Annotated in this window: 19 protein-coding genes; 5 read left to right on the top strand and 14 right to left on the bottom strand. The window is 72.5% G+C overall.

Annotation, left to right across the window (positions count from 1 at the left end):
- Window positions 1–55: 55 nt before the first annotated feature.
- From ISP_RS07510 to ISP_RS07475, 8 genes are all read right to left on the bottom strand, one after another.
- The gene (locus ISP_RS07510) at window positions 56–1,369 is read right to left on the bottom strand and encodes an ABC transporter substrate-binding protein (protein ID WP_013223283.1); all 1,314 of its coding nucleotides are present in this window, start codon (window positions 1,367–1,369) and stop codon (window positions 56–58) included.
- Window positions 1,356–2,426, bottom strand: a complete 1,071-nt coding sequence (locus ISP_RS07505) for a branched-chain amino acid ABC transporter permease (RefSeq protein ID WP_013223282.1) — start codon at window positions 2,424–2,426, stop codon at window positions 1,356–1,358. The genes ISP_RS07510 and ISP_RS07505 overlap by 14 nt, the downstream gene beginning before the upstream one ends.
- Window positions 2,423–3,274: a branched-chain amino acid ABC transporter permease gene (locus ISP_RS07500; RefSeq protein WP_013223281.1), complete on the bottom strand. Its 852-nt coding sequence runs from the start codon at window positions 3,272–3,274 to the stop codon at window positions 2,423–2,425. Before ISP_RS07500 ends, ISP_RS07505 begins: the two co-directional genes overlap by 4 nt.
- Window positions 3,275–3,341: 67 nt before the next feature.
- Window positions 3,342–4,049, bottom strand: coding sequence for an ABC transporter ATP-binding protein (locus ISP_RS07495; protein WP_013223280.1), 708 nt, complete (start codon window positions 4,047–4,049; stop codon window positions 3,342–3,344).
- Window positions 4,042–4,848, bottom strand: a complete 807-nt coding sequence (locus ISP_RS07490; RefSeq protein WP_013223279.1) for an ABC transporter ATP-binding protein — start codon at window positions 4,846–4,848, stop codon at window positions 4,042–4,044. Before ISP_RS07490 ends, ISP_RS07495 begins: the two co-directional genes overlap by 8 nt.
- A gap of 218 nt (window positions 4,849–5,066) precedes the next feature.
- A complete protein-coding gene (locus tag ISP_RS07485) occupies window positions 5,067–6,044 on the bottom strand; it encodes an ABC transporter substrate-binding protein (RefSeq protein ID WP_013223278.1) in 978 nt (325 codons plus the stop codon).
- A 674-nt stretch (window positions 6,045–6,718) separates the two neighbouring features.
- Window positions 6,719–7,963, bottom strand: coding sequence for an MFS transporter (locus tag ISP_RS07480; protein ID WP_013223277.1), 1,245 nt, complete (start codon window positions 7,961–7,963; stop codon window positions 6,719–6,721).
- Between the two features lie 163 nt (window positions 7,964–8,126).
- Window positions 8,127–8,747, bottom strand: a complete 621-nt coding sequence (locus tag ISP_RS07475) for a thioesterase II family protein (protein ID WP_013223276.1) — start codon at window positions 8,745–8,747, stop codon at window positions 8,127–8,129.
- A 190-nt stretch (window positions 8,748–8,937) separates the two neighbouring features.
- On the opposite strand from ISP_RS07475, the gene ISP_RS07470 reads away from it, so the two are divergent.
- A complete protein-coding gene (locus tag ISP_RS07470) occupies window positions 8,938–12,021 on the top strand; it encodes an AfsR/SARP family transcriptional regulator (protein ID WP_013223275.1) in 3,084 nt (1,027 codons plus the stop codon).
- A gap of 359 nt (window positions 12,022–12,380) precedes the next feature.
- Complete coding sequence (locus ISP_RS07465; protein ID WP_013223274.1) at window positions 12,381–13,151, top strand: GntR family transcriptional regulator; 771 nt, start codon at window positions 12,381–12,383, stop codon at window positions 13,149–13,151.
- A 10-nt stretch (window positions 13,152–13,161) separates the two neighbouring features.
- On the opposite strand, the gene ISP_RS07460 is transcribed toward ISP_RS07465, so the two are convergent.
- The 4 genes from ISP_RS07460 to ISP_RS07445 all read right to left on the bottom strand — a co-directional run bounded on the left by ISP_RS07460 (window position 13,162) and on the right by ISP_RS07445 (window position 17,087).
- Complete coding sequence (locus ISP_RS07460) at window positions 13,162–14,472, bottom strand: hypothetical protein (RefSeq protein ID WP_013223273.1); 1,311 nt, start codon at window positions 14,470–14,472, stop codon at window positions 13,162–13,164.
- Window positions 14,469–14,858, bottom strand: a complete 390-nt coding sequence (locus tag ISP_RS07455; RefSeq protein ID WP_013223272.1) for a PTS sugar transporter subunit IIA — start codon at window positions 14,856–14,858, stop codon at window positions 14,469–14,471. The genes ISP_RS07460 and ISP_RS07455 overlap by 4 nt, the downstream gene beginning before the upstream one ends.
- Before the next feature lie 113 nt (window positions 14,859–14,971).
- A complete protein-coding gene (locus ISP_RS07450; RefSeq protein ID WP_013223271.1) occupies window positions 14,972–16,603 on the bottom strand; it encodes a PTS system mannose/fructose/sorbose family transporter subunit IID in 1,632 nt (543 codons plus the stop codon).
- 7 nt (window positions 16,604–16,610) lie between these two features.
- A complete protein-coding gene (locus tag ISP_RS07445; protein WP_013223270.1) occupies window positions 16,611–17,087 on the bottom strand; it encodes a PTS sugar transporter subunit IIB in 477 nt (158 codons plus the stop codon).
- A gap of 411 nt (window positions 17,088–17,498) precedes the next feature.
- On the opposite strand from ISP_RS07445, the gene ISP_RS07440 reads away from it, so the two are divergent.
- Window positions 17,499–18,443 (top strand): MBL fold metallo-hydrolase, encoded by a 945-nt coding sequence (locus tag ISP_RS07440; protein WP_013223269.1) that lies wholly within the window; start codon window positions 17,499–17,501, stop codon window positions 18,441–18,443.
- A gap of 9 nt (window positions 18,444–18,452) precedes the next feature.
- Here ISP_RS07440 and ISP_RS07435 read toward each other — a convergent pair whose 3' ends face one another.
- Complete coding sequence (locus tag ISP_RS07435; RefSeq protein WP_176742221.1) at window positions 18,453–18,950, bottom strand: MarR family winged helix-turn-helix transcriptional regulator; 498 nt, start codon at window positions 18,948–18,950, stop codon at window positions 18,453–18,455.
- A gap of 139 nt (window positions 18,951–19,089) precedes the next feature.
- Here ISP_RS07435 and ISP_RS07430 point away from each other — a divergent pair, with 139 nt between their 5' ends.
- Window positions 19,090–20,004, top strand: coding sequence for an EamA family transporter (locus tag ISP_RS07430; RefSeq protein WP_014466660.1), 915 nt, complete (start codon window positions 19,090–19,092; stop codon window positions 20,002–20,004).
- A gap of 37 nt (window positions 20,005–20,041) precedes the next feature.
- Window positions 20,042–21,226 (top strand): glycoside hydrolase family 64 protein, encoded by a 1,185-nt coding sequence (locus tag ISP_RS07425; RefSeq protein WP_013223266.1) that lies wholly within the window; start codon window positions 20,042–20,044, stop codon window positions 21,224–21,226.
- Here ISP_RS07425 and ISP_RS07420 read toward each other — a convergent pair.
- Complete coding sequence (locus ISP_RS07420) at window positions 21,223–21,396, bottom strand: hypothetical protein (protein ID WP_014466659.1); 174 nt, start codon at window positions 21,394–21,396, stop codon at window positions 21,223–21,225. The genes ISP_RS07425 and ISP_RS07420 overlap by 4 nt on opposite strands.
- Between the last annotated feature and the right edge of the window lie 163 nt (window positions 21,397–21,559).

Raw genomic sequence — 21,559 nt, 5'->3', positions numbered from 1 at the left:
GCCACCCTATGTGAGCGGGCGGGCCGGCCCGTGGTGCCCACGAGCCGGCCCGTCGTCACTTGCTCACCAGGTTGACCTGCTCCGGAGTGGCCCGCTCACCGGAGTACGGCGTGATCGCGCCGGTGCCGCGGTCGGTGACGGCCGGTGGCTGGATCACCGTCGTCGACGTGTCCGGGTTGATCTTGAACACGTACGCGCCCGTGTAGCCGGCGTGCGACTCCTTCGAGAAGCCGAACGGCGTCAGGCCCGGGCCCTTCAGCGCGCCGGAGCTCATCGCGTCGACGACCTTCTGCCGCGTCGGGTCCGGCCCGGCCGCCTTGAGCGCCTGCCCGAACGTGTAGGCCTGCACCATGCCGAACAGCACGGTGTTGGTGAACGGCTCCTTCGCGATGTACTTGTCGTGGATCCCCTTGAAGTAGGCGACCCACGGGTCCGACGTCTGCGCGACGTCCGGCAGGTACCCGGTGCCGATCAGGCCGGCCAGCAGCTGCCCGCTGGACACGCTGGCCCCGCCGCGCTTGGCGAAGTCCTGCAGCAGCCCGGACAGCGTCGCCGGGTCCGCGCCGATGCTGCTGACCACGAACTGCGGGTGGTAGCCGATCTTCGCCGCGGCCAGGATGGCCAGCGCGGTGAACGCCGGGATGCACGCGCAGACGACGACCTCGGCGCCGGCCGACTTCAGCGCGGACAGCTGCGGCGTGACGTCGGTGTTGGCGCTGTCGTAGCCCTGCCGGACGACGGCCTGGTCCTTGACGAACTGGTCGAGCCCGGCCTGGGTGTCCCGGCCGACGTCGTCGTTCTGCGTGAAGTAGCCGACCTTCTTGCCGGCGAAGGTGTCCTTGATGTACTTGCCCTGGATCTTGCCTTCCCGGGTGTAGTCCACCTGGTAGCCGAAGGTCATCGGCGCCTTCTGCGGGTTGTCCCAGGCGAGCGCGCCCGAGGACACCAGCAGGTCCGGCACGCCTTCGGCGTTCAGGTAGTCGACGACCTTGGAGTGCGTCGGCGTCCCCAGCCCGCCGACGATCGCGAACACCTTGTCCTGCAGGACGAGCTTCTTGACGACCTCGACGGTCTTCGTCGGGTTGTAGCCGTCGTCCTCGACGCGGTAGTCGATCTTGCGCCCGTTGATCCCGCCGCCGTCGTTGATCGCCTGGTACACCGCACGGGCGCCCACGGAGATCTTGCTGTACCCGGGCGCGGCCGGGCCGGTGAGCGGCTGGTGGGTGCCGATGACGACGGCGTCCTTGGTGACGCCGACGGCCGAATCGGCCGCCTGCTGACCGCCGCCGTCGCTCTCCCCCGCGCCGCCGCACGCGGTCAGCGCCAGGACGAGGGCGAAGAATCCCGCGCCGAGCTCAGTGCTTCTCATGGTTCTCCTTCTGCTTCGCGGATCGACGGAGGAGGACGCCAAGCCGGTGGAAGCCACCTTGGATGCCCCGCGGGAAGGCGAGCACGACGACGATGAGGATCACGCCGTACACCGCGAGCGGGAGGTTGTTGGCCACATCGGTGTTCAGGTGCAGGGCGTCGGCGAGGTCCTCGGACCAGGCCTGGAAGTACACGAGCGCGACCGCGCCCCACAGCGCGCCCCACAGGGACCCGAGGCCGCCCAGCACCACCGCGGCCAGCAGGCTCAGCGACAGCGCGGGCGTGAACGAACCGGGTGCGGCGGTGCCGAGCAGGAACGCCTGCAGGCCACCGGCGAGCCCGCCGCACACCGCGCTGACCAGGAAGGCGAGGATCTTCGTGCGCCCGACGGCGATCCCGCTCAGCGCGGCGGCGACCTCGTCGTCGCGGACCGCGCGGAAGTTCCGCCCGAGCCGGCCGCGGACGATGTTGACCACCAGCACGAGCGCGAGCAGCACGCTGAGCCAGACGATCCAGGTCTGCCAGCGCAGTTCCGGGACGCCGGCGCCGGCCCGTCTGCTGTGGACGGTGAAGCTCAACCCGTTGCTGCCGCCCAGGAAGTCCGGGAACTTCCGGGTGAGCGCGGGCAGGCCGACGGCCAGCGCCAGCGTCGCACCGGCGAGGTACGGGCCGCGCAGCCGGGCCGCCGCCGCGCCGGCCAGCAGCCCGGCCAGGCCGCCGGCGGCCGATGCGAGCAGCAGGTCGGCCCACAGCGGGAACGTCGGCACCCGCCGCACCAGGAGCGCCACGGTGTAGGCGCCGATGAACATGAAGGCGCCGTGTCCCAGCGAAACCTGGCCGGTGAGGCCGGTCAGCAGGGTCAGCCCGGCCACCGCGATCAGGTAGTAGCCGATCGTCGCGATGCGCAGGTTCGTGAACTCGTCGGTGACCAGGGTCAGCAGCACGATCACGGCGAGCGCACCCAGCGCGGCCAGCGCGTGGACGAGCAGCGGCGGCGGTGTGCGGCGCCGCTTCGGCGTTTCCACCCGGGTTTCCGGGAGTTCCGTGCGCACGCTCATACCCGCCTCACCTTGGCCCGGCCGAACAGCCCGCTGGGCCGCAGCGTCAGCACGATCACCAGGATGGCCAGCGCGGCGATCGTCACCATCTCCGGTCCGAAGTAGCCGGACACATAGGACAGTCCGACGCCGAGGACGAACCCGCCGGCGATGGTGCCCAGCGGGTTGTCGAGGCCGCCGAGCACCGCCGCGGTGAGCGCGTAGACGAAGACGCCGTCCAGCACGTTCGGGAAGAGGAACGGCGGCGTGGCGAGCAGCCCGGCCAGCGAGCCGACGGCCGCGGCCAGTCCCCAGCCGGCGGTGAGCATCAGTCCGACCCGCACCCCGAGCGTCCGCGCGACTTCGGGGGCGAACGCGGCCGCGCGCATCCGCAGGCCCAGCGGCGTGTACTTGAACACCACCAGCACCAGCGCGGCGATGGCGACGACGACGAGCACGACGAACAGGTCGTTGGCGGAGAACCGGCCGCGGAAGTCGAAGGCGTACGGGAACGCCAGCGGCTCGTTGGACCAGATCATGCCCGCGACCGCCTGCAGCACCAGCAGGAGCCCGAGCGTGACGATGATCGAGCTGAGCTCGGAGCGGTGCCGCAGCGGCCGGATGAGCAGCCGTTCGGTGACGACGCCCAGCACGGTCCCGGCGACGACGGCGACGGCGAACCCGAGCCAGTAACTGCCCGTCGCCTTCGTCACCGAGTACGCGAAGTAGGTCGAGATCAAGGCGAGGGCGGGTTGCGCGAAGTTCACCACCCGGGTGGCCCGGTAGATGATGACCAGGGCGAGCCCGAGCGCCGCGTACACCGCGCCGGCCGAGATCCCGCCGAGAGTCAGGTCGAAGAAGTCCTGCATACCGGACCGTTCACCTCCATGTAGCCGTCGTGGAGAACCCGGAAACCCCCGGAAGACCCCGGAAGCCTCAGAAACCGAGGTAGGCGTGGCGGAGGCCGTCGTCGGCCAGCAGTTCCGCCGCGGTGTCGACGGCCACCACCCGGCCGAGCGCGAGCACGTACCCGCGGTCGGCGATGGACAGCGCGCTGTGCGCGTTCTGCTCGACGAGCACGACGGTGAGCCCGGTGGTGGCCCGCAGGTCGCGCAGGATGCCCATGATCCGGGCGGTGATCAGTGGCGCCAGCCCCAGCGACGGTTCGTCGAGCAGCAGCAGCGCGGGCCGGCTCATCAGGGCGCGGCCGATGGCCAGCATCTGCCGCTCGCCGCCGGAGAGCGTCGAAGCGGGTTTCGCCGCACGTTCTTCCAGCGCCGGGAAAAGCTCGTACACCTCCCGGCGGGCGGCCGCGCGATCGACGCGGTCCCGTCGCCACAGCGCGCCCAGCCGGAGGTTCTCGTCGACGGTCAGCTCGGTGATGACGCCGCCGCCTTCGGGCACGTGCGCGACCCCGCCGCGCGCGATCCGGTCCGGAGCCAGCCCGGTCAGTTCTTTGCCGTCCCAGGTGATCCGGCCACCGCGGGCGGGCTGCAAGCCGCTGATCGTGCGCAGCAGCGTGGTCTTCCCGGCGCCGTTCGCCCCGAGCACGGCGGTGATCCCGCCGCGCTCGACGGTGAGGCCGACGCCGTCCAGCGCGCGGACGGCGCCGTAGGCCACGGACAGCTCTTCGATCTCAAGCACCGGACGCCTCCTCGGCGGGGTCGCCGAGGTAGGCCTCGGTCACGCGGGGGTCGGCCTGGATCTGCGCCGGGCTGCCCGCCGCGATCACCTCGCCGAAGTTCAGCACCACCACGCGGTCGCAGACCTGCATGACCAGGTCCATGTGGTGTTCGACGAGCACGACCGCCATCCGCCGCCGCAGGGAGCGGATCAACGTCGAGAGCTCGGCGAGCTCGGCGGACGACAGCCCGCTCGCGGGTTCGTCGAGCAGCAGCAGGTCGGGCTCGGCCACCAGCGCCCGCGCCAGCGCCACCCGTTTCCGCACGCCGTAGGGCAGCACGCCGGGCAGCCGGCCGGCGAGGTCGGCGATTCCGAGTTCGCCGAGGGTTTCGCGGGCCCGCCCGGCCAGCTCGGCTTCGTCGCGCGCCGACCGCCCGGCGCCGGCGAGGGCCGGGAACAGGCCGGTCCGGGCGTGGCGGCCCGCGCCGGTCAGCACGTTCTCGAGGACGGTCAGGCCGGGGAACAGGCCGAGGCCCTGCAGCGTCCGGACGATGCCGAGCCGGGCGAGGTGTTCGGGACGGTGCCGGACCAGCGGACGGCCCCGCCACAGCACCCGGCCCGCCTGGGGCCGGACGAACCCGCAGACGACGTTGAACAGCGTCGTCTTGCCCGCGCCGTTGGGACCGATGACCCCGACGACGGTGCCGGCTTCGACGCTCAGGTGGACCTCGTGCAGGGCGGTGAGACCGCCGAAGCGCACAGTGAGGCCGTCGACCACGAGCGGGTCTTCGCCGGGCACTGCCTCACCGAGAAGCGTCATCGATGACTCTCCTATCCCACCATGTGGACTTCGTCGTACCGCGCGGTCGGTATGAAGAGGGTGGGCTGCGGCGGCGGTCGTGTCAAGGTGCGAATCGGCGATACCGGACCGGGGCGAGCGGTCCGAAAATTTCGGCATTCCTGCCGGGCGGGGGAAGTCCTGACGACAAGAAGGGCGGGTGCGCGAAGCGCACCCGCCCTCGGCGACCGGTCGCCGGCTCAGCCGGTGCCGGTCTGCGGAGCGATCATCGAAGAAGCGTCGATCTTCGTCTGGACCACGCCCAGCTGCTGCAGCAGGTCCGGCACCCGCTGGATGCGGCGGGCGTCCAAGCTGGACCCGAAGGCGGGCATCACCATCAGGCTGGCGACGTCCTGGTCGACCTTGGCGTTGCGGACGACGAGCGGTTCGATCCGGGCCCGGTCGACCGCGGCGCGGGTGGCGTTGAGCATCGCGCGCTGGAACGCCCGCAGCGTCTTCGGGTGGTCCTGGACCCACTTGGCGGTGGCGCCGTAGCCGGTGAGGGGGAAGTTCTGGGTGCTGCCGCTGGCGGCGTCGATGACCGGGTAGGCGCCGGCGGTCCGCGCGGCCTGGGTCAGGAACGGTTCCGGCTGGTAGGCCGCGTCGATCCGGCCCTGCGCGAGGGCACCGCTCATCTCCGACAGCGGCATCGGGACCCACTGCACCTTGCCGGGGTCGACGCCGTGGTCGCGCATCACCGACCGGGTCAGCACGTCCGAAGCGGCGTTCTTCGAGCTGATGGCGATCCGCTTGCCCTCGAGGTCGCGCACCGTCTTCACCGGCGAGTTCGGCACGGTGACGACCTCGTTGCTGCGCGGGCTCGCCGAAGTGCCGTCGGTCACCAGCTTCACGTCCGCGGCGCCGCTGCTCTTGGCCAGGAAGAACAGGGTGTAGGTGGACAGCGCGATGTCGTCCTGACCGCTCGTCATCCGGCTCAGCGTCTCCTGACCGCTGGTGCCGACGTCGGCCTGGACCTCGAGCCCCTCGGCCTTGAAGTACCCGCCCTCCTGCGCGAGCCACAGCGGCGCGAGGTCGACGGTGGTGAGGATCGCCACCCGGATCGACGGCTTTTCGACGGCACCGGGGGTGGAGGAGCTCTTCAGCTGGCTGCACCCGGTCAGCAGGACGGCGACCAGCGTGAGCACGGCGAGCCGGCGTGTCGAGGCGCGATGAAGCATGCCACTCCTCGGAGAAGATTATGGGGATCACGGAATACGGCTCGGTCGGCCGTGATCAGCCGGACTGTAGATGACGATTTCCCGGGCCGCAAATGTGTTGCCGAGAAATACGTCACGTCATGTTCACGCGAAAGAGTGACAAGAGGCGGAACGCGTAACCCACTGACAGGGCCGACGAAGCCGCGGGAAAGAAACCGACGTCGATCTTGCGGATTTTGTGATCTTGCCACTCCAGGTGACAGGCCTCGCGCCCCGCTTCGGACCACCGGACCGCGCCACCGAGGCGGCCGCGGTCCCCGAGCGAGGAAGTCCGCCGAGTCGCGGAGTATCGCCGCACACCACCGACCATGCGTTCGCAAACTGATTCCCGCTCAATTCCTCTTCGCTGCAACCGAGCTATTCTGAATTTGCGCCACATCCCGGCGCCGCGCCAATTGCCGAGCCGGAGGACCAGAGCGGAAGGCCGCATTCACCGCGTCGACACCATAGGGCCGAACGGCCGTACCAGGTGCGGGCTGATCGGCTCATCCACAGAAACCACTTGCGGGACAACGAATGGCGGGTCGCCGCCGCCGGTGTTCCCGCGGATCCACCGGCCGGACGGAACGCATTCCCCGGCCGCACCGGCCGGCACCCCGCATGAATTCGTCGAAATCGAAGACCCGCGCGGAGAATCAGCTCGCCGCGTTCTCGGCGGGGGTCGCGAACCGGCGCAGGCCGGGCGTCGCCGCGCCGACCAGCACCACCGCCACCACGCACAGCAACCCGCCGCTGACCAGCGCGAACGTTCCGGACGTCGCGCCGGCGACGAGACCGCCGCGCACGTTGCCGATGTCCGGGCCGGCCTGGCCGACGATCTGCTCGGCCGCCGCCACCCGGCCGAGCAGGGCGTCCGGGGTCGCCAGCTGGACCAGCGCACCCCGCGAGACCACCGAGACCGTGTCGGCCGCTCCCGCCAGGACCAGGCAGGCCAGGCCGAGCCACGGGTCCGGCGCCAGGCCGAACCCCGTCAGCGCGACGCCCCAGACGGCCGAGCCCGCGAGCATCACCCGGCCCGGCCGCGACCGCCGGGTGAACGTCCCCGAGAACACCGACGCCACGCCCCCGCCGACCGCCACGGCCGAGAGGAACAGGCCCAGCGTGCGCGGGTCGCCGGCGAAGCGTTCGGCGTTGACCAGCGGGAACAGGCTGATCGGCATGGACAGCACGGTGGCGGCGAGGTCGGTGAGCAGTGCTCCCCGCACGACGGGCGACCGCACCAGGAAGGCCAGCCCGTCGAGCACGCCGTGCAGCCCCGGCCGCGAAGGCTCGCCGCCGGGGCGCATCGCCGGGAGGCCGAAGACGCCGTAGAAGCCCATGCCGAACGTGAGCGCGTCGACGAGGTAGCAGCCGCCGACGCCGAGCCACCCGAGGACCAGCCCGCCGAGCGCCGGGCCGAGCAGCATCGCGGCCTGGAAGGCGATCCGGTTCAGCGCGAGCCCGGCGGACAGCTGCTCCGGCGGCAGCAGCCGCGGGATGAAGGTGCGCCCGGCCGGCCCGCCACCCGCGACGAAACACGACTGGACGGCCACCAGCCCCAGCACCGCGACCACCGGCACGTCGCCGAGAAACCCCTGCACCGCAAGGAGAACCGAGCACACGGCCTGCCCGGTCGTGGCGGCGAGGGCGAACTTCCGCCGGTCGACCCGATCCACGAGCGAGCCGGCGAACAACCCGAACACGACCAGGGGCAGCGCCTGGGCGAGCCCGACGGCACCGGTCCACACGGTGCTCCGGGTCTGCTCCCAGACCTGGAACATCACGGCGACGAGCGTCATCTGGGAGCCGAAGCCGGAGAAGACGCGCCCCACCCAGAGCCGCCGGAACGGCGCCGAGGCGCGCAGCGGGGTGAGGTCGACGAGGGCGCGGGTCAGGGGCATGGCCGCATCACAGCCGAACCATAACAGCGCTTACGTATTTTCTGAACGGCCCGCGGATGCCGCCTCACGGCTCGGACCCGGCCGCCGCGGGGCCGGTCGGTGCGCGGCCCGCCGGGGTGCGCGGTCCCCGCCGGCCGATTCCCGGCGGGGACCCGGGCGCCGGCTACGCCCCGGTCAGCTTCGGCGCCGGCGCCTGCCCCGCCATGGCGGAGATCAGGTGCGTCGACCGCAGGACGGCGTCCCGCAACAGGGCGGCGCTGTCCTGCGCCCGCGCCGGCGTCAGCACGAACCCGGCGCTCGTGTGCTCCCCCCAGCCGGTCATCACGTGCGGCTCGCCGAACCCCCGGATCGGGCAGGGCAGCGGCGGCGCCACCGGGAGGTGCGCGTCGCTGGCCAGCAGGCTGACGTCGGCGCGGCCCGCCTGCTCCGGCACCGCGCGCGCGGCCCGGGACGGCGGCGCCTGGTGCGCCACGACGAGTGCCCGCGAGACCCCCAGTCCCGCGGCCACCCGGCGCTGGGCCAGCCGGTAGGCGACCAGGGCACCGAGCCCCGCGCCGAACAGCACGTGCGGGCTCTCGAGCACCCCCGCCAGTTCCCCGGCCAGGGCCTCGACCAGCAGCCACATGTCCCGGTAGGGGTGCTCGTCCCGGCGCTCGCCCCGGCCCGGCAGCTCCACGACCTGCACCGCGATCCGCGGATCGCGCCAGGCCCGGTAGCGGCCGGCGGCTTCCCCGGCGTCCGGGAAGCAGACGAACAACAACCGCTGCACGTCGTCTCGGTCCACCCGTGGCCTCCCTCGTCGCCTGCCCTCAGTTGCCGATCCGACCGAAAGCAGGCGGAAACGGACCGGAGCCGAACCGCTTACCGGCACCTTGTTCCGCCGTGACTGCCGGTCTGATCGGCAACCACCGGCACAGTAGGGTCGGGGACGGCACTTCCGTTTCGCTTCGGTCCGTCTTCCGGGGGGGCATCTCGTGCGCTACCGCCTGCTCGGACCGGTCACGGTCCTCGGCGACACGGGCCCGGTCCGCCCCGGCGGCCAGAAGCAGACGTCCGTGCTGGCCGCGCTGCTGCTGAACCCCAACCGGGTGGTCACCGAGGACCGCCTCATCGACCTGACCTGGGGCGAGAACGCGCCGCCGAGCGTGCGCGGGCGGCTCCAGGTGCACATCTCGGAACTGCGGAAGCTGCTCGGCCGCGACGTCATCGTGCGGCGCGCACCCGGTTACCTCATCGAAGTCGCCCCCGGCGACCGCGACCTCGACGTCTTCGACGAAGAGGTCGCCAAGGCCAGGGCGACCTCCGGGGCGGACGCCGTCACGCACCTGCGTGCCGCGCTGGCGCTGTGGGAGGGCACCCCGCTCGGCGGGGTGAGCGAGGCGCTGGCGGAGTACGAGGGCCCCGCGCTGGCCGAACGCCGGCTCGTCGCGCTGGAGGAGCTGTACGAGCAGGAACTCGCCTCGGGACGGCACGGCGAGGTGGTCGGGGAACTGCGGCGGCTCGTCGAGGAGCACCCGTTCCGCGAGCGCCTGCGGGCCACGCTGATGCTCGCGCTGCACCGCTGCGGCCGCACCCCGGAAGCCCTGGAAACGTACACACGGGCACACGAACTGCTGGTCGACGAACTGGGCATCGAGCCCGGCCAGGCCCTGCAGGACCTGCGGATGCGGATCCTGCGCGGCGAGGGCGAACCCGCCCCGGCCGCCGCCCCGGCCACCCCGCGGCCCGCCGAGCTGCCGCTGGACGTCCGCGGGTTCGCCGGCCGGGCCGCGGAGCTGGCCGCGCTCGACGAACCCGGGGACGTCTGGGTGATCACCGGCACCGCCGGCGTCGGCAAGACCGCGCTGGCCGTGCACTGGGCCCACACCGCCCGGACGCGCTACCCCGACGGCCAGCTGTACGTGAACCTGCGCGGCTTCGACGCCGAAGACGAGCCGCTCACCCCCGCCGCCGCGCTCGCCCAGCTGCTGCGGACCCTCGGCGTCGACCTGCGGGACGTGCCGCCCGGCCTCGACGACCAGAGCAAGCTCTACCGGTCGCTGCTGGCCGACCGGCAGGCCCTGGTGGTGCTGGACAACGCCCGCGACACCGCCCAGGTGCTGCCGCTGCTGCCGTCGTCGGGGCGGGTGCTGGTGACCAGCCGCCACCGGCTCGACGAGCTGGTCGCCCGCGTCGGCGCGCGGTCGCTGAGCCTGGCGCAGCTGCGCGAGGCCGACTCCCGGGCGCTGCTGACCGCCCTGCTCGGCGACCGGACCGCCGCCGAGCCGGAAGCGGCCGCCGAGCTGGCCCGCCTGTGCGGCCACCACCCGCTGGCGCTGCGGATCGCCGCGGCGAACACCGGCGTCGCCAGCATCGGCGAGCTGGTCGACGAGCTGCGCGGCGATCCCCTGGCCCACCTCGGCTTCGACGGGGCGGGCGAGAGCGCCGTCGCCAAGGCGTTTTCGGTGTCCTACCAGGCGTTGCCGCCGGCGCTGCGGCAGGCGTTCCGGCTGCTCGCGCTGGTGCCGGGCGCCGACTTCACGGCGATCGCTGCGGCAGCCCTGCTGGAGGTGCCTGCCGAGGAGGCGACCCGGCGGCTGCGCGGGCTGATCGCGGCGAACCTCCTGGAGGCGCACGCGCCCCGCCGCTACCGGTTCCACGACCTCGCCCGCCGCTACGCCGAGCAGTGCGTCCGCGCCGAAGAGGACGAGCCCGCCCGCGACCGGGCGTGGGAGCGGCTGTTCACCGGCTACTGCGCGGCCGCGGACGCCGCCGTCGCCCTCCTCGGCGCGCGGATCGTGGCGCTGCCCCGCGAGGACGCGCCCTCGGCGCCGAGCCCGGTCGTCTTCGCCGGCGCCGCGGAAGCCGTGGCCTGGCTGGACGTCGAGGTGCCGAACCTCTCGGCCGCGCTGCGCCAGGCGGCGGCGCGCGGGCCGTACCCGGGCGCCTGGTACCTCGCCGACGCGTTGCGGCGGTTCTTCCACGACCACGGCCGCCGGGCGGAGTGGCTCGAGCTGGCCCCGATCGTGCTGCGCGCGGCGCAGGACCACGGCGCCCAGCCCGCCGAAGCGCTGGTCCAGCTGTCCATCGGCGGGGCGTACTTCCGCGAAGGCCAGCACGAAGCGGGCATCCGGCACTCGGAGAAGGCGGTGCTGGCCAGCCGCGCGTGCGGCTGGCGGCAGTGCGAGGCCACGGCGGTGGCGAACCTCGGGGCGATGCTGGAGTGGACGGGACGGCTGTCGGAGGCGGTGGAACACAGCCGTCGCGCGATCCAGCTGTTCCGCGAGCTGGAGAACCGGTCGGGTGAGGCGCTCGCGCTGAACTCGCTGAGCTGCCACTACCGGCAGCTGGGTCGCCTGGAGCAGGCGGAGGACTGCTTGGTCGAGGCGATCGCGCTGGCCCGCAAGGAGGACTTGGCGTTCTGGGAGGCGGCCAACCTCGCCGACCTCGGCTGGGTACTGATGGCCACCGGGCGGCCGTCGGAGTCCGGAGAGACCCTCGACCAGGCGTTGCAGGCGTTCCGCGACCTGGGGTCCAGCTTCGGCGAGGCCACGGCCCTGAACGTGCTGAGCGCCCTCCAGATGGCCCGCGGCGAGCACTCGGCGGCCGTGGCGACGGCGGAGGCGGCCTTGGCGTGCGTCCGCCGCGACGGCGACCGCCAGGTGGAAGCGGCGGCCCTGATCGCACTGGGCCGGGCGGAGGAGAGCCGGGGCGACCTCGGTGCGGCGGAGCGGGTCCTGCGCGAGGCCCGGTCGCTGACGGCGGAGTCAGGCCTCCGAGGCCAGCTGGCCGAGGCGGAGGCCACGCTGGCCAGGGTCCTGGCGGCCGACGGGCGTGCGGGCGAGGCGGGCGAACACGCCCGGACGGCCCTGGACGCGGCCCGGGCGGGCGGCTTCCGGGTGGTGGAGGCGGAGGCGTTGCTGGGATTGGCGGCGGTCCAGGCGGCAGCGGGCCGGTCGACGTTGGCGGCCGGGACGGCCCGGGAGTCCCGAGCGCTCTACCGCGCGGTGGGGCACGTGACGGGAGAGGCCCAGGCGGCGGGCTTCCTCGACCGGCTCGGGGACCGGGCCACCGGCTGAGCCACCCGCGCCGCGGGCCGGCTCTCCCGGATTGCCACACCTCCCTCGCCGGCCAGGCCACCCGCGCCGCCGGATGCCGCGTGGCCGAACGCCCCGCTCCGGACTTCCGCACCCCACCTCGGGGACCGCGCCACCGGCTGAGCCGGGCGCGCCGCCGGGTTCCGCGTGATCGAAGCGGCCGCGGGGGCGGGGCGCCGTTCCCAGCCACGGCCGCGCGACCCCGGTCAGCGAAACGGCAACCTGCACCACCGTGACCGGAGGCCCCCGCCGCAAACTTCGGCACCCACCTCGGCGACCAGCCCACCACCTCAGCCGCGCCGGGTGTTACCTCCCCGGGCGTTGCGCGACATACTGAAGGCATGCCCCGTCCGAAACACGTCGCCGCGAGCGATCTGCGCCTTCCGGACGCGCTGCAGCCGGGGCGGCCCAAGGGCGATCAGCTGCGCGAGATCCTGGAAAGCGTCGCCACGGAGGCCGGGCCGGGGCGGCTGATGCCGTCCGAACGGTTCCTCGCCGAGCACTTCCAGGTCGCCCGCGGCACCGTGCGGCAGGAAGTCAACCGCCTGGTCGCGGACGGCGTCCTGTACCGCCAGCACGGCACCGCGACCTTCACCGCCGAACGGCAGGCCGCGCACATCGACATGCTGACCTCGTTCACCGAGGACATGCAGGCCCGCGGCGTCGTGCCGAAGACGAAGGTGCTGCACGCCGAAGTCGAAAGCGCGGGCCCGCGCATCGCCGGGCGGCTGAACGTGCCGCCGGGCGCCCGGGTGTTCCGGCTGGAACGCCTCCGCTACGTCGAAGACGAGCCGTTCGCGGTCGAGCGCACCAACCTGTCCGTCGACCGCTTCCCGGACATCGAGCTGTTCGACTGGGAGACCCAGTCCCTGCACCGCACGATCGAGGAACGCTGGGGCGTGCGCCCGGAGTGGAACGACACGGCGATCTCCGCGGTCCTGCCGAACAGCCACGACGCCGCCCTGCTCGGCATCGAGGCCACCCAGCCGTGCCTGATCATCGAGGGCACGCTGCACGACCAGAGCGGCGGCGTCATCGAAGCGGGCCGGTCGCTGTACCGGGCCGACCGCTACACGGTCTTCACCCAGGCCCGGCGCAGCCCGGCGTCCTGAAAAACCCCGCCTAGCAGCAGCCGGCCTGGTGCGCCCGCAGCACCTTCAAGCAGTGCTCCACCAGCGCGTCCGCGGCCTCCGGGCCGAACAGCGTCACGTACGACTCGTAGATCCCGTCGCGGTGGCCGTCCGCGTCCGGCAGATAGCCCAGGTACCCGTCCGTGTAGCCGATCACCCGGGTGTGGCGGAACGGGCTGCCGCGGCGGATGCGCAGGCCCAGGGACGCGAACAGCTCGAACGGGGTGTGCAGCCAGGCGATCTCGCCCAGCGACACCACGCTGACCGGCACCTCCGCGCAGCCCGTCGGCCGGCCGCCTGCCGCCATCGTCGCCAGCATCGCGCAACCCTCGTACCGGGTTTGCGCGATGCGGACCGCCGGGTGGTCCTCGCCGTGGTGGGCCAGCTCGCGCTGCCACTCCTCCTCCGCCACCTGCCGCAGCTCCAAGCTGTCCTCCAGGGACGGGATGTCGCGGTAGGGCAGGTGCAACGTCGACCGCGTCAGCCGCACCGGGCCGGCCGTCGCGGGCGGGGGCGACACCGCCGCCAGCGTGCGCGCGATCGACGTCGCCAGGTGGCCGCCGAGCGTGCGGACCTCGGCGTGGTCGCGGCCGCGGCGGACGAACCGGGAGCTGGCGTCGCCCGCCGCGCCCTGCAGGAACGCCGCGACCGGCTGGCCGATCAGCGTGGCCAGCTCGCGGCGGGTCGCGCCCGGCCAGTCCGCCGACCAGGCGAGGTTGTCGGGGCCGAGCACCGTGGGGTGGCTGGCGTAGTCGAACAGCAGCGCGGCCGGCGTGCCGTCGTCGCGCCGCAGCTCGAGCACGCCGAACGACGTGTCGTGCGGTCCGTCCGGCCGGTAGCGGTTGCCGCCGACGGCTTCGGTCGAACCCGCGTGCCAGCGCGCCCGGACCCGGCCGCGGCCGGCGCGCAGCCGCAGCGCCGCGCCGGTGACCTTCTCCGCCATGCCGCCGACCAGCCCGGCGTCGCGCTGCCCCGGCAGGCCGGGGTGCAGCGGGCCGGTCCAGCCCTCGGGCCCGGAGTGCGTGTGCGACGCGCAGACGAGCACCCGGTCCGGGTCGATGCCCACCGCCGCGGCGACCGCGTCGGCCAGGGTGCGGGTGAGCCCGGCGTCGACCGCGAGGGCGTCGAGCGCCACCCACACCACGCCGGGGTCGTCCTCGGTGGACAGCCAGATCAGCGACGCCTCGAGGTCGTCGTGCGTGCCGGTCGCGACGCCGTGCCGGGCCAGGTAGCCGCCGAGCGGGTGCCCGGGCCCCGGCGTGATCCGGACGTCTTGCGCGGCGAGCAGGAGCGCGGCGGTCACCAGGTCGATTCCAGGACGTCGACGACGCCGTCGCGGCCGGCGGCGCGAGCCACCCCGGCGAGCACGGTGACGTCGTCGGTCGTGTGCAGCAGGACTTCCAGCAGCATCGGCAGGTTGAGCCCCGAGACCAGCTGGAGGCGCGGGTGCCCGGCCGCGAGCGTGCGGACGGCGTTGAACGGCGAGCCGCCGTGCAGGTCGGCGAGCACCAGCGCGCCGTCGGCCTCGCCGGCCAGCTCGAGCACGCGGTCGCCGAACTCCTCCGGGCTGTCGCGCGGGCTCAGCTCGCAGACCTTGAGCCGCGCCTGCGGGCCGAGGATCATCTCGGCGGCCTCCCCGACGCCGGAAGGCAGGCGGCCGTGTCCGGCCAGGATGATCGGAACGGACATGGCGGACTCCCCTACTGTGTCGTTTGTCAGCAATCCGACCACAGTCACGGCCGGATGGCTTTCGTGGCAAAGGTTCCTATCGCTCGAAGGGCGGCCTGCTTTTGGCCGGATTGCTAACTCTTCGCCGGGGCCGACGGCGCGAACCAGCCGAGCCACCCCAGGACGACCCCGGCGACGACGACGATGCCGATGACCCAGACCGGCCGCAGCCGCGCCTTGACCGTCAGCAGGTAGACCCCGGCGGTGACGAGCACCGGGAGCAGGAACGGGAGCAGCTCGTCGAGCCGGTCCTGGATCGCCACCGACTGCGTCACCGGCTGCCCCTGGACCGTGGTGGTCTGCCGGTAGGTCAGCGTGGTGACGACCTTGACGATCGACGGGATGAACCCGCCGAGGACGACGAACCCGAGCACGGTCGCCCCCTGGGCGACGCGCGCGAGCGCACCGGCGGCGAGGTGCCCGGCCAGCCGCTTGCCCTCGCGGTAGGCGAACCCGAACTGCCAGCGCCGCACCAGCGCGTACGGCACGAGGACCATGACGGCGGCGAACGCGGGGCCGAGCCAGTTGCCCTGCAGCGCCCACGACGCGCCCATGGTGAAGACGATGCTGTTGTACAGGGCGAAGACGAGGGTGTCGCCGATGCCGGCCATCGGCCCCATCAGCGCGACCTTCGTGCTCGCCGCCGATTTCGGCGTGCCCGCCTCCTCCAGCGCGACGCTGGAGCCGAGGATCAGCGGGCCGCCGACGAGCACCGAGGTGTTGAAGAACTGCAGGTGCCGCTGCAGGCCGGCGACGTAGTCGGCCTTCGCCGGGTACAGCCGGCGCAGCACCGGCTCCATCGAGTACGCGAACCCGAGCGCCTGCATCCGTTCGTAGTTCCAGGAGATCTGGCTCGACCAGAAGTACCGGCGGAACACCCGCCGCAGGTCCTGTTTCGTCAACCGGGGGTCCACTGTGGACTCTTCGGTGGACTCTTCGGCGGTGTCTTCGGGGACGGCGAGCACCGGCTCGTCGCGTTTCAGCGTCACGAACAGCATCGCGACCGCGACGCCGATCAGCGCGATCCCCAGCACCGGCAGGTGCAGGTAGGCGAACCCGACGAACCCGATGAGCAGCAGGTACCAGTACCGCGACAGCTCCATCATGCCGAGCAGCAGCGCGAAGCCGACCGCCGGCAGCAGCGACCCGGCCAGCGTCATGCCCTGCACGAACCCGGCGGGGATGCTCGCGGTGATGTCCTTGACCAGCCCGCCGGACGCGGCGAGCGCGGCCAGGAACGTCGGCACGGCGCGCACGGCCACCCACGGGATCAGGCTGACCCAGTGGATCATCGCCAGGCCGCGGGCGTTGCCGTCGGCGGCGTAGCCGTCGGCCCGGTGCACCAGGCCGGTGGTGACCATCTTGCCGACCGGGTCCAGCGCCGAGAGCAGGATCGCGGCCGGCAGCCCGACGCCGATGCCGATCGCGGCCTGCGCGGCCGGAGCGCCGGCGGCCCCCGCGGCGAGCGCGGTGCCGACGATCGCGCCGGTCTGGTAGTCCGGGATGGTGGCGCCGCCGTAGGTGTAGACACCCAGCGCCGCGAGCTCCAGCGTCGCGCCGATCAGCAGGCCGAGCAGCGGGTGGCCGGTGATCAGCCCGGCCACCGAGCCGGCGATGAGCGGACGCTGGGCGTAGATGAGGAACGGGCCGAGCCCGTCGTAGGTGCAGTAGATCGCCCAAAGGGTCAGGGCCAACGCGACGAGCATGCTGGAGCTATAGCCCTTTCCGGTCGAGCAGCGAGACGAAATCGGCGGGCTTGTCCTGCGGCAGCAGCTGCGTGACCAGCGGGACGCCCGCGGCGGCGAGCTTGCGGTAGGCGTCGGCCTCGTCCGCGGTGACCGCGACCGAGCGGGTGACCATGGTGTAGGAATCACCCGGCCGGGGGGCCACGTTGCCGACGTTGACGACCTCGGGCCGCAGCCCGCCCTCGACGAGGCGGAAGACGTCCTCGGGGTGCTTGGCGATGATCATGACCGCGGCGCCGGCCTCGGAGGCCAGCGTGGCCTCGACCGACAGCACCTCCGTGGGCAACCCCCGGGCGGCCTGCGGGAGCAGCATGCGCTGGAGGTCGTCGGCGGCGACGTCGTCGTTGCAGACGACCAGGCGGCGCACGCCGAGGCGGCGGGTCCACGCGACGGTGACCTGACCGTGGATCAGCCGGTTGTCGATCCGGAGATGTGCCCCCGTCATGTTTCTCCTCCCGGACGGCAGGAGACATACTGGTTCGTACCAGTATCTGTGTCAACACTGCCGGTGACCGGCCTTCGCGCGGCCGACGGAAGGACCCCTCAGACCTTCCGTCGGCCCACCGGCGCGAAGTCCCCCTGGTTTTCCCTTCCCGGACCCTCCCATAAAGGTATATACCAGTATGGACGCTCGTGATCGACTGTCAAGACCTTTGGCCCGATACCATCGGAAAAATTCTCGACCGATCAGCCGATAGAAATTAAAAGAATTCCCGGGCTCGGACACCCGCCGCCCGGCACGGCCGCGACCAGGGCCCCGGCACCGGCCGCCTCCCGGGAGAACATTCGGGGAGAACCCGCGCAACCTGACCCGGTCACCGTCGTTAACCGCATCGTCCGTTCAGGGGAGGAAAGCATGCCGGCCGTCAGATCGAACATCGTCCCGCTCCGGCACGCGCGGCCCGGAGTGGTGGCGTACGTGAAGAGCCCGGCCGAGTGGTTCGTCGCGAACAGCGGCTGGATCCAGGGCACCGAGGGCGTCGCGCTGATCGACACCTGCGGCACCGAGCAGGCGACCCTGGAGCTGCTGCGCGACGTCCGCAAGTACGCCGGCGACCAGGAGCTCACGGTCGTCATCACGCACGCGCACGGCGAACACCACAACGGACTCGGCGTCGCCCTGCGTGACGGCGGCACCGCGCTGGCCGCCCCGGGCAGCCTCGAGCAGGTCAAGGCCGGGCCGCAGACCTACGGCAACGTCTTCACCTGCACCCGCTGGGGCGTGCTCGAGCCGCCGGAGCCGGACGCGGTCCGCCCGGTGACCGGCCGGTACCGGCTGGACCTCGGCGGCGCGGCCGTCGACGTCGTGGCGGTACCCGGCGTCGCGCACACGGCGGGCGACCTGGTGGTGTACGAACCGCGGTCGGGCACACTGTTCACCGGCGACCTGGTGGGCATCGGCGACACCCCGATGGCGGTGCAGGGTTCGATCCCCGGCTGGCTCGACGCGCTCGACTGGCTGCAGGACACGTTCCGCCCGCGCATCCTGGTGCCCGGCCACGGCCCGGTGGCGAACCCCGGCCACACGGCCTTCCACGGGATGCGTGTCTACCTGGAGTGGCTGCTCGAGGCGACCGCGCGCCAGTCCAACTTCGGGAAGCTGGCGAAGCAGGCGTCCCTGCGGTGGCCGTCGTGGCGCAACCCGGAGCGGCACATCGGGAACCTGATGCGCGCGTACGCCGACCAGCACGGCCGCAAGCTCGACGTCGACCTGGCGATCGACGCCGTGCTGGCCGCGGCGGGCGGGCGGATCGACCTGGACCCGCTGCTGGACAGCGAGCCGGTCCGGCAGATTTCCTAAGCGGCTCTTCTAGGCGACCGAGCCGCCGAGGCTCTCCAGCAGCGTCCGCAGCGTCGCCGCCAGCTCCGCGCGCTCCCCGGCGTCCAGCGCGGCCAGGATCCGGTGCTCCGTCTCGACGTGCTCCGGCAGCGCCCGGTCGATCACCTCGCCCCCGGCTTCGGTCAGCCGCACGCGGACCCCGCGGCCGTCCGCCTCGTCGGGCGTGCGCTCCACCAGTCCCCGGGCCTCCATCTTGTCCAGGCGCTGGGTGATCGCCCCGGACGTCACCATCGCCGACCGCATCAGCTCGGTCGGGGTCAGCCGGTAGGGCGGCCCGCTGCGGCGGAGGGTCGCGAGGACGTCGAAGGTCGCGCGGTCCAGGCCGTGGCGGGCGAACGTGCGGCGCAGCTCGGCGTCGACCAGTGCGCTCAGCCGGGACAGCCGGCCGATCACCGCCATCGGGGAAACGTCGAGGTCGGGGCGCTCGGCGTGCCACTGCGCCAGTACCCGGTCCACGTGGTCGGCCATCTTCACAGCGTAACCGATTCCTTAGCGGTAAGTGAAAAGTCGCTTTTCGGGGGGTCCGGGTGGCGAAGCCCCCGGCCCGGGGCGAAGCCCCGGATGTCACAGCTGGCCAGTTACCTTAGCGCTGAGGTAATCTGTCTTAGTGCTAAACAAACAGCTCCTCTTCACCGCACTGGCCCCGGCCATCTGGGGCACCACCTACCTCGTCACCACCGAGTTCCTGCCCCCCGACCGCCCGCTGCTCGCCGCCGTCATCCGGGCGCTGCCCGCCGGGCTGCTGCTCGTCGCGCTCACCCGCCGCCTGCCGAAGGGCGACTGGTGGTGGCGCTCGCTCGTGCTCGGCACGCTGAACATCGGCGCGTTCCTCGCCCTGCTGTTCGTCGCCGCCTACCGGCTGCCCGGCGGGGTCGCCGCCACCCTCGGCGCCCTGCAGCCGCTGCTGGTCGCGGGCCTGTCCACCGGCCTGCTCGGCGAACGCCTGACCCGGCGCACCGTGCTCGCGGGCATTGCCGGGGTCGCCGGCGTCAGCCTGCTGGTGCTGCAGTCCACCGCACGCCTCGACGCGATCGGCGTCGCCGCCGCAGCCGGCGGTGCCGTCGTGATGGCCACCGGTGTCGTGCTGAGCAAGCGCTGGACCTCCCCCGCGCCGCTGCTGGCGACGACCGGCTGGCAGCTCGTCGCGGGCGGCCTGGTGCTCGTCCCGGTCGCGCTGGCCGTCGAAGGCGCTCCGCCCGCGTCGCTGTCCGGCGCGAACCTCGCCGGCTACGCCTACCTCGCGCTGGTCGGCGCCGCGTTCGCGTACGCGTTGTGGTTCCGCGGGATCCGCGCGTTGTCGGCCACCCACGTGACGTTCCTCGGGCTGCTGAGCCCGGTCGTCGCCACCCTGCTCGGCTGGCTCGTGCTCGGCCAGCGGCTGACGCCGTGGCAGCTGCTGGGCGCCGCGATCGTGCTGGCCGCCGTCGTGGTCGCCCAGCGACGGCCGCTGGGCCGGACGGGGGCTGATAATTATCAGCCTTTGACAACCGCTCACCGGGCCACGGACGCTGAAATGGTCTGAACAACTTGCGATCATCAGCCTCGACGAGGAGGCGCCCGTGCGCACGAAAACGTCCGTCCGGCAACGGCTTGCGGTGCTGGCCGCGGCGATCGCGGTGGTCACCGCGATCGCCCCCGCCGCCGAGGCGGTGCCGGCCACGATCCCCCTGAAGATCACCAACAACTCCGGGCGCGGCGACCCGGTCTACCTCTACGACCTCGGCACGAACCTGGCCACCGGCCAGCAGGGCTGGGCCGACGCGAACGGCGGGTTCCACGCCTGGCCCGGCGGCGCGGTGCCGCCGATCCCGGCGCCCGACGCGTCGATCCCCGGCCCCGCGAACGGCCAGTCGATCACCATCCGGATCCCGAAGTTCTCCGGTCGGATCTACTTCTCCTACGGGCGGAAGCTGGTCTTCAAGCTCGCCACCGGCGGCCTGGTCCAGCCGGCGGTCCAGAACCCGTCGGACCCGAACGTCGACATCCTCTTCAACTGGTCGGAGTACACGCTCAACGACGGCGGCCTCTGGATCAACAGCACCCAGGTGGACATGTTCTCCGCGCCGTACGCGGTCGGCGTGCAGCCCGCCGGCGGCACCACGAAGAGCACCGGGCACCTGAAACCGGGCGGCTACAACGGGTTCTACACCGCGCTGCGCGGCCAGCCGGGCGGCTGGGCCAACCTGATCCGCACCCGGTCCGACGGCACGGTCCTGCGGGCGCTGGCCCCGAGCCACGGCATCGAGACCGGCGCGCTGCCCGCGACCGTGCTGCAGGACTACATCAACCGCGTCTGGACGAAGTACAGCTCGTCGACGCTGACCGTGACGCCGGTGGCGGACCAGCCGACCGTGAAGTACTACGGCCGGGTTTCCGGCACCACGATGAACTTCACGAACACGTCCGGCGGGTTCGTGACGGCGTTCCAGAAACCGGATTCCGACAGCGTCTTCGGCTGCTACAAGAACCTCGACGCGCCGAACGACGTCCGCGGCCAGATCTCGCGCACGCTCTGCGCGGGCTTCAACCGTTCAACGCTGCTGACCAACGCGAACCAGCCGGACACGAGCTCGGCGGCCTTCTACCAGGACGCCGTGACCAACCACTACGCGCGCAAGATCCACGCGCAGATGGCCGACGGCAAGGCGTACGCCTTCGCGTTCGACGACGTCGGCCACTACGAATCCCTGGTCAACGACGGCAACCCGGCAACGGCTTACCTGACGCTGGATCCGTTCAACTAGAGCTTGACGAAGACCGGCGCCACCGGCGTGTCCCCGAGCAAGTCGCCCGGGGGTGCGCCGGTGCTCGCCGGCACCGGCTGCGCCCGGCCCTTCACCTCCACCACCGGCTGCCCGCAGGCGACCAGTTCCACCACCAGCACCGGCACAACGAGCAACACCCGAATGCGCATGACCGGCTCACCCCGATCCGTCTCCACCACTCCCACCGGGCACACGACGGCCACCGGCGACCCGGTTCAGGTATTTCCCGCGCTCTCACCGGATCGGAGGAGTGGGGGGAAGACGCGAAGGAGTCCCCCGATGGCGTACGGGTCCGAAGGGCTGCTGTTGGTT

The sequence above is a fragment of the Amycolatopsis mediterranei genome, assembly GCF_026017845.1.
GTDB lineage: Bacteria > Actinomycetota > Actinomycetes > Mycobacteriales > Pseudonocardiaceae > Amycolatopsis > Amycolatopsis mediterranei.
The sequence above is the reverse complement of the archived record's forward strand: the minus strand, read 5'-3'. Positions and strand labels throughout refer to the sequence as shown.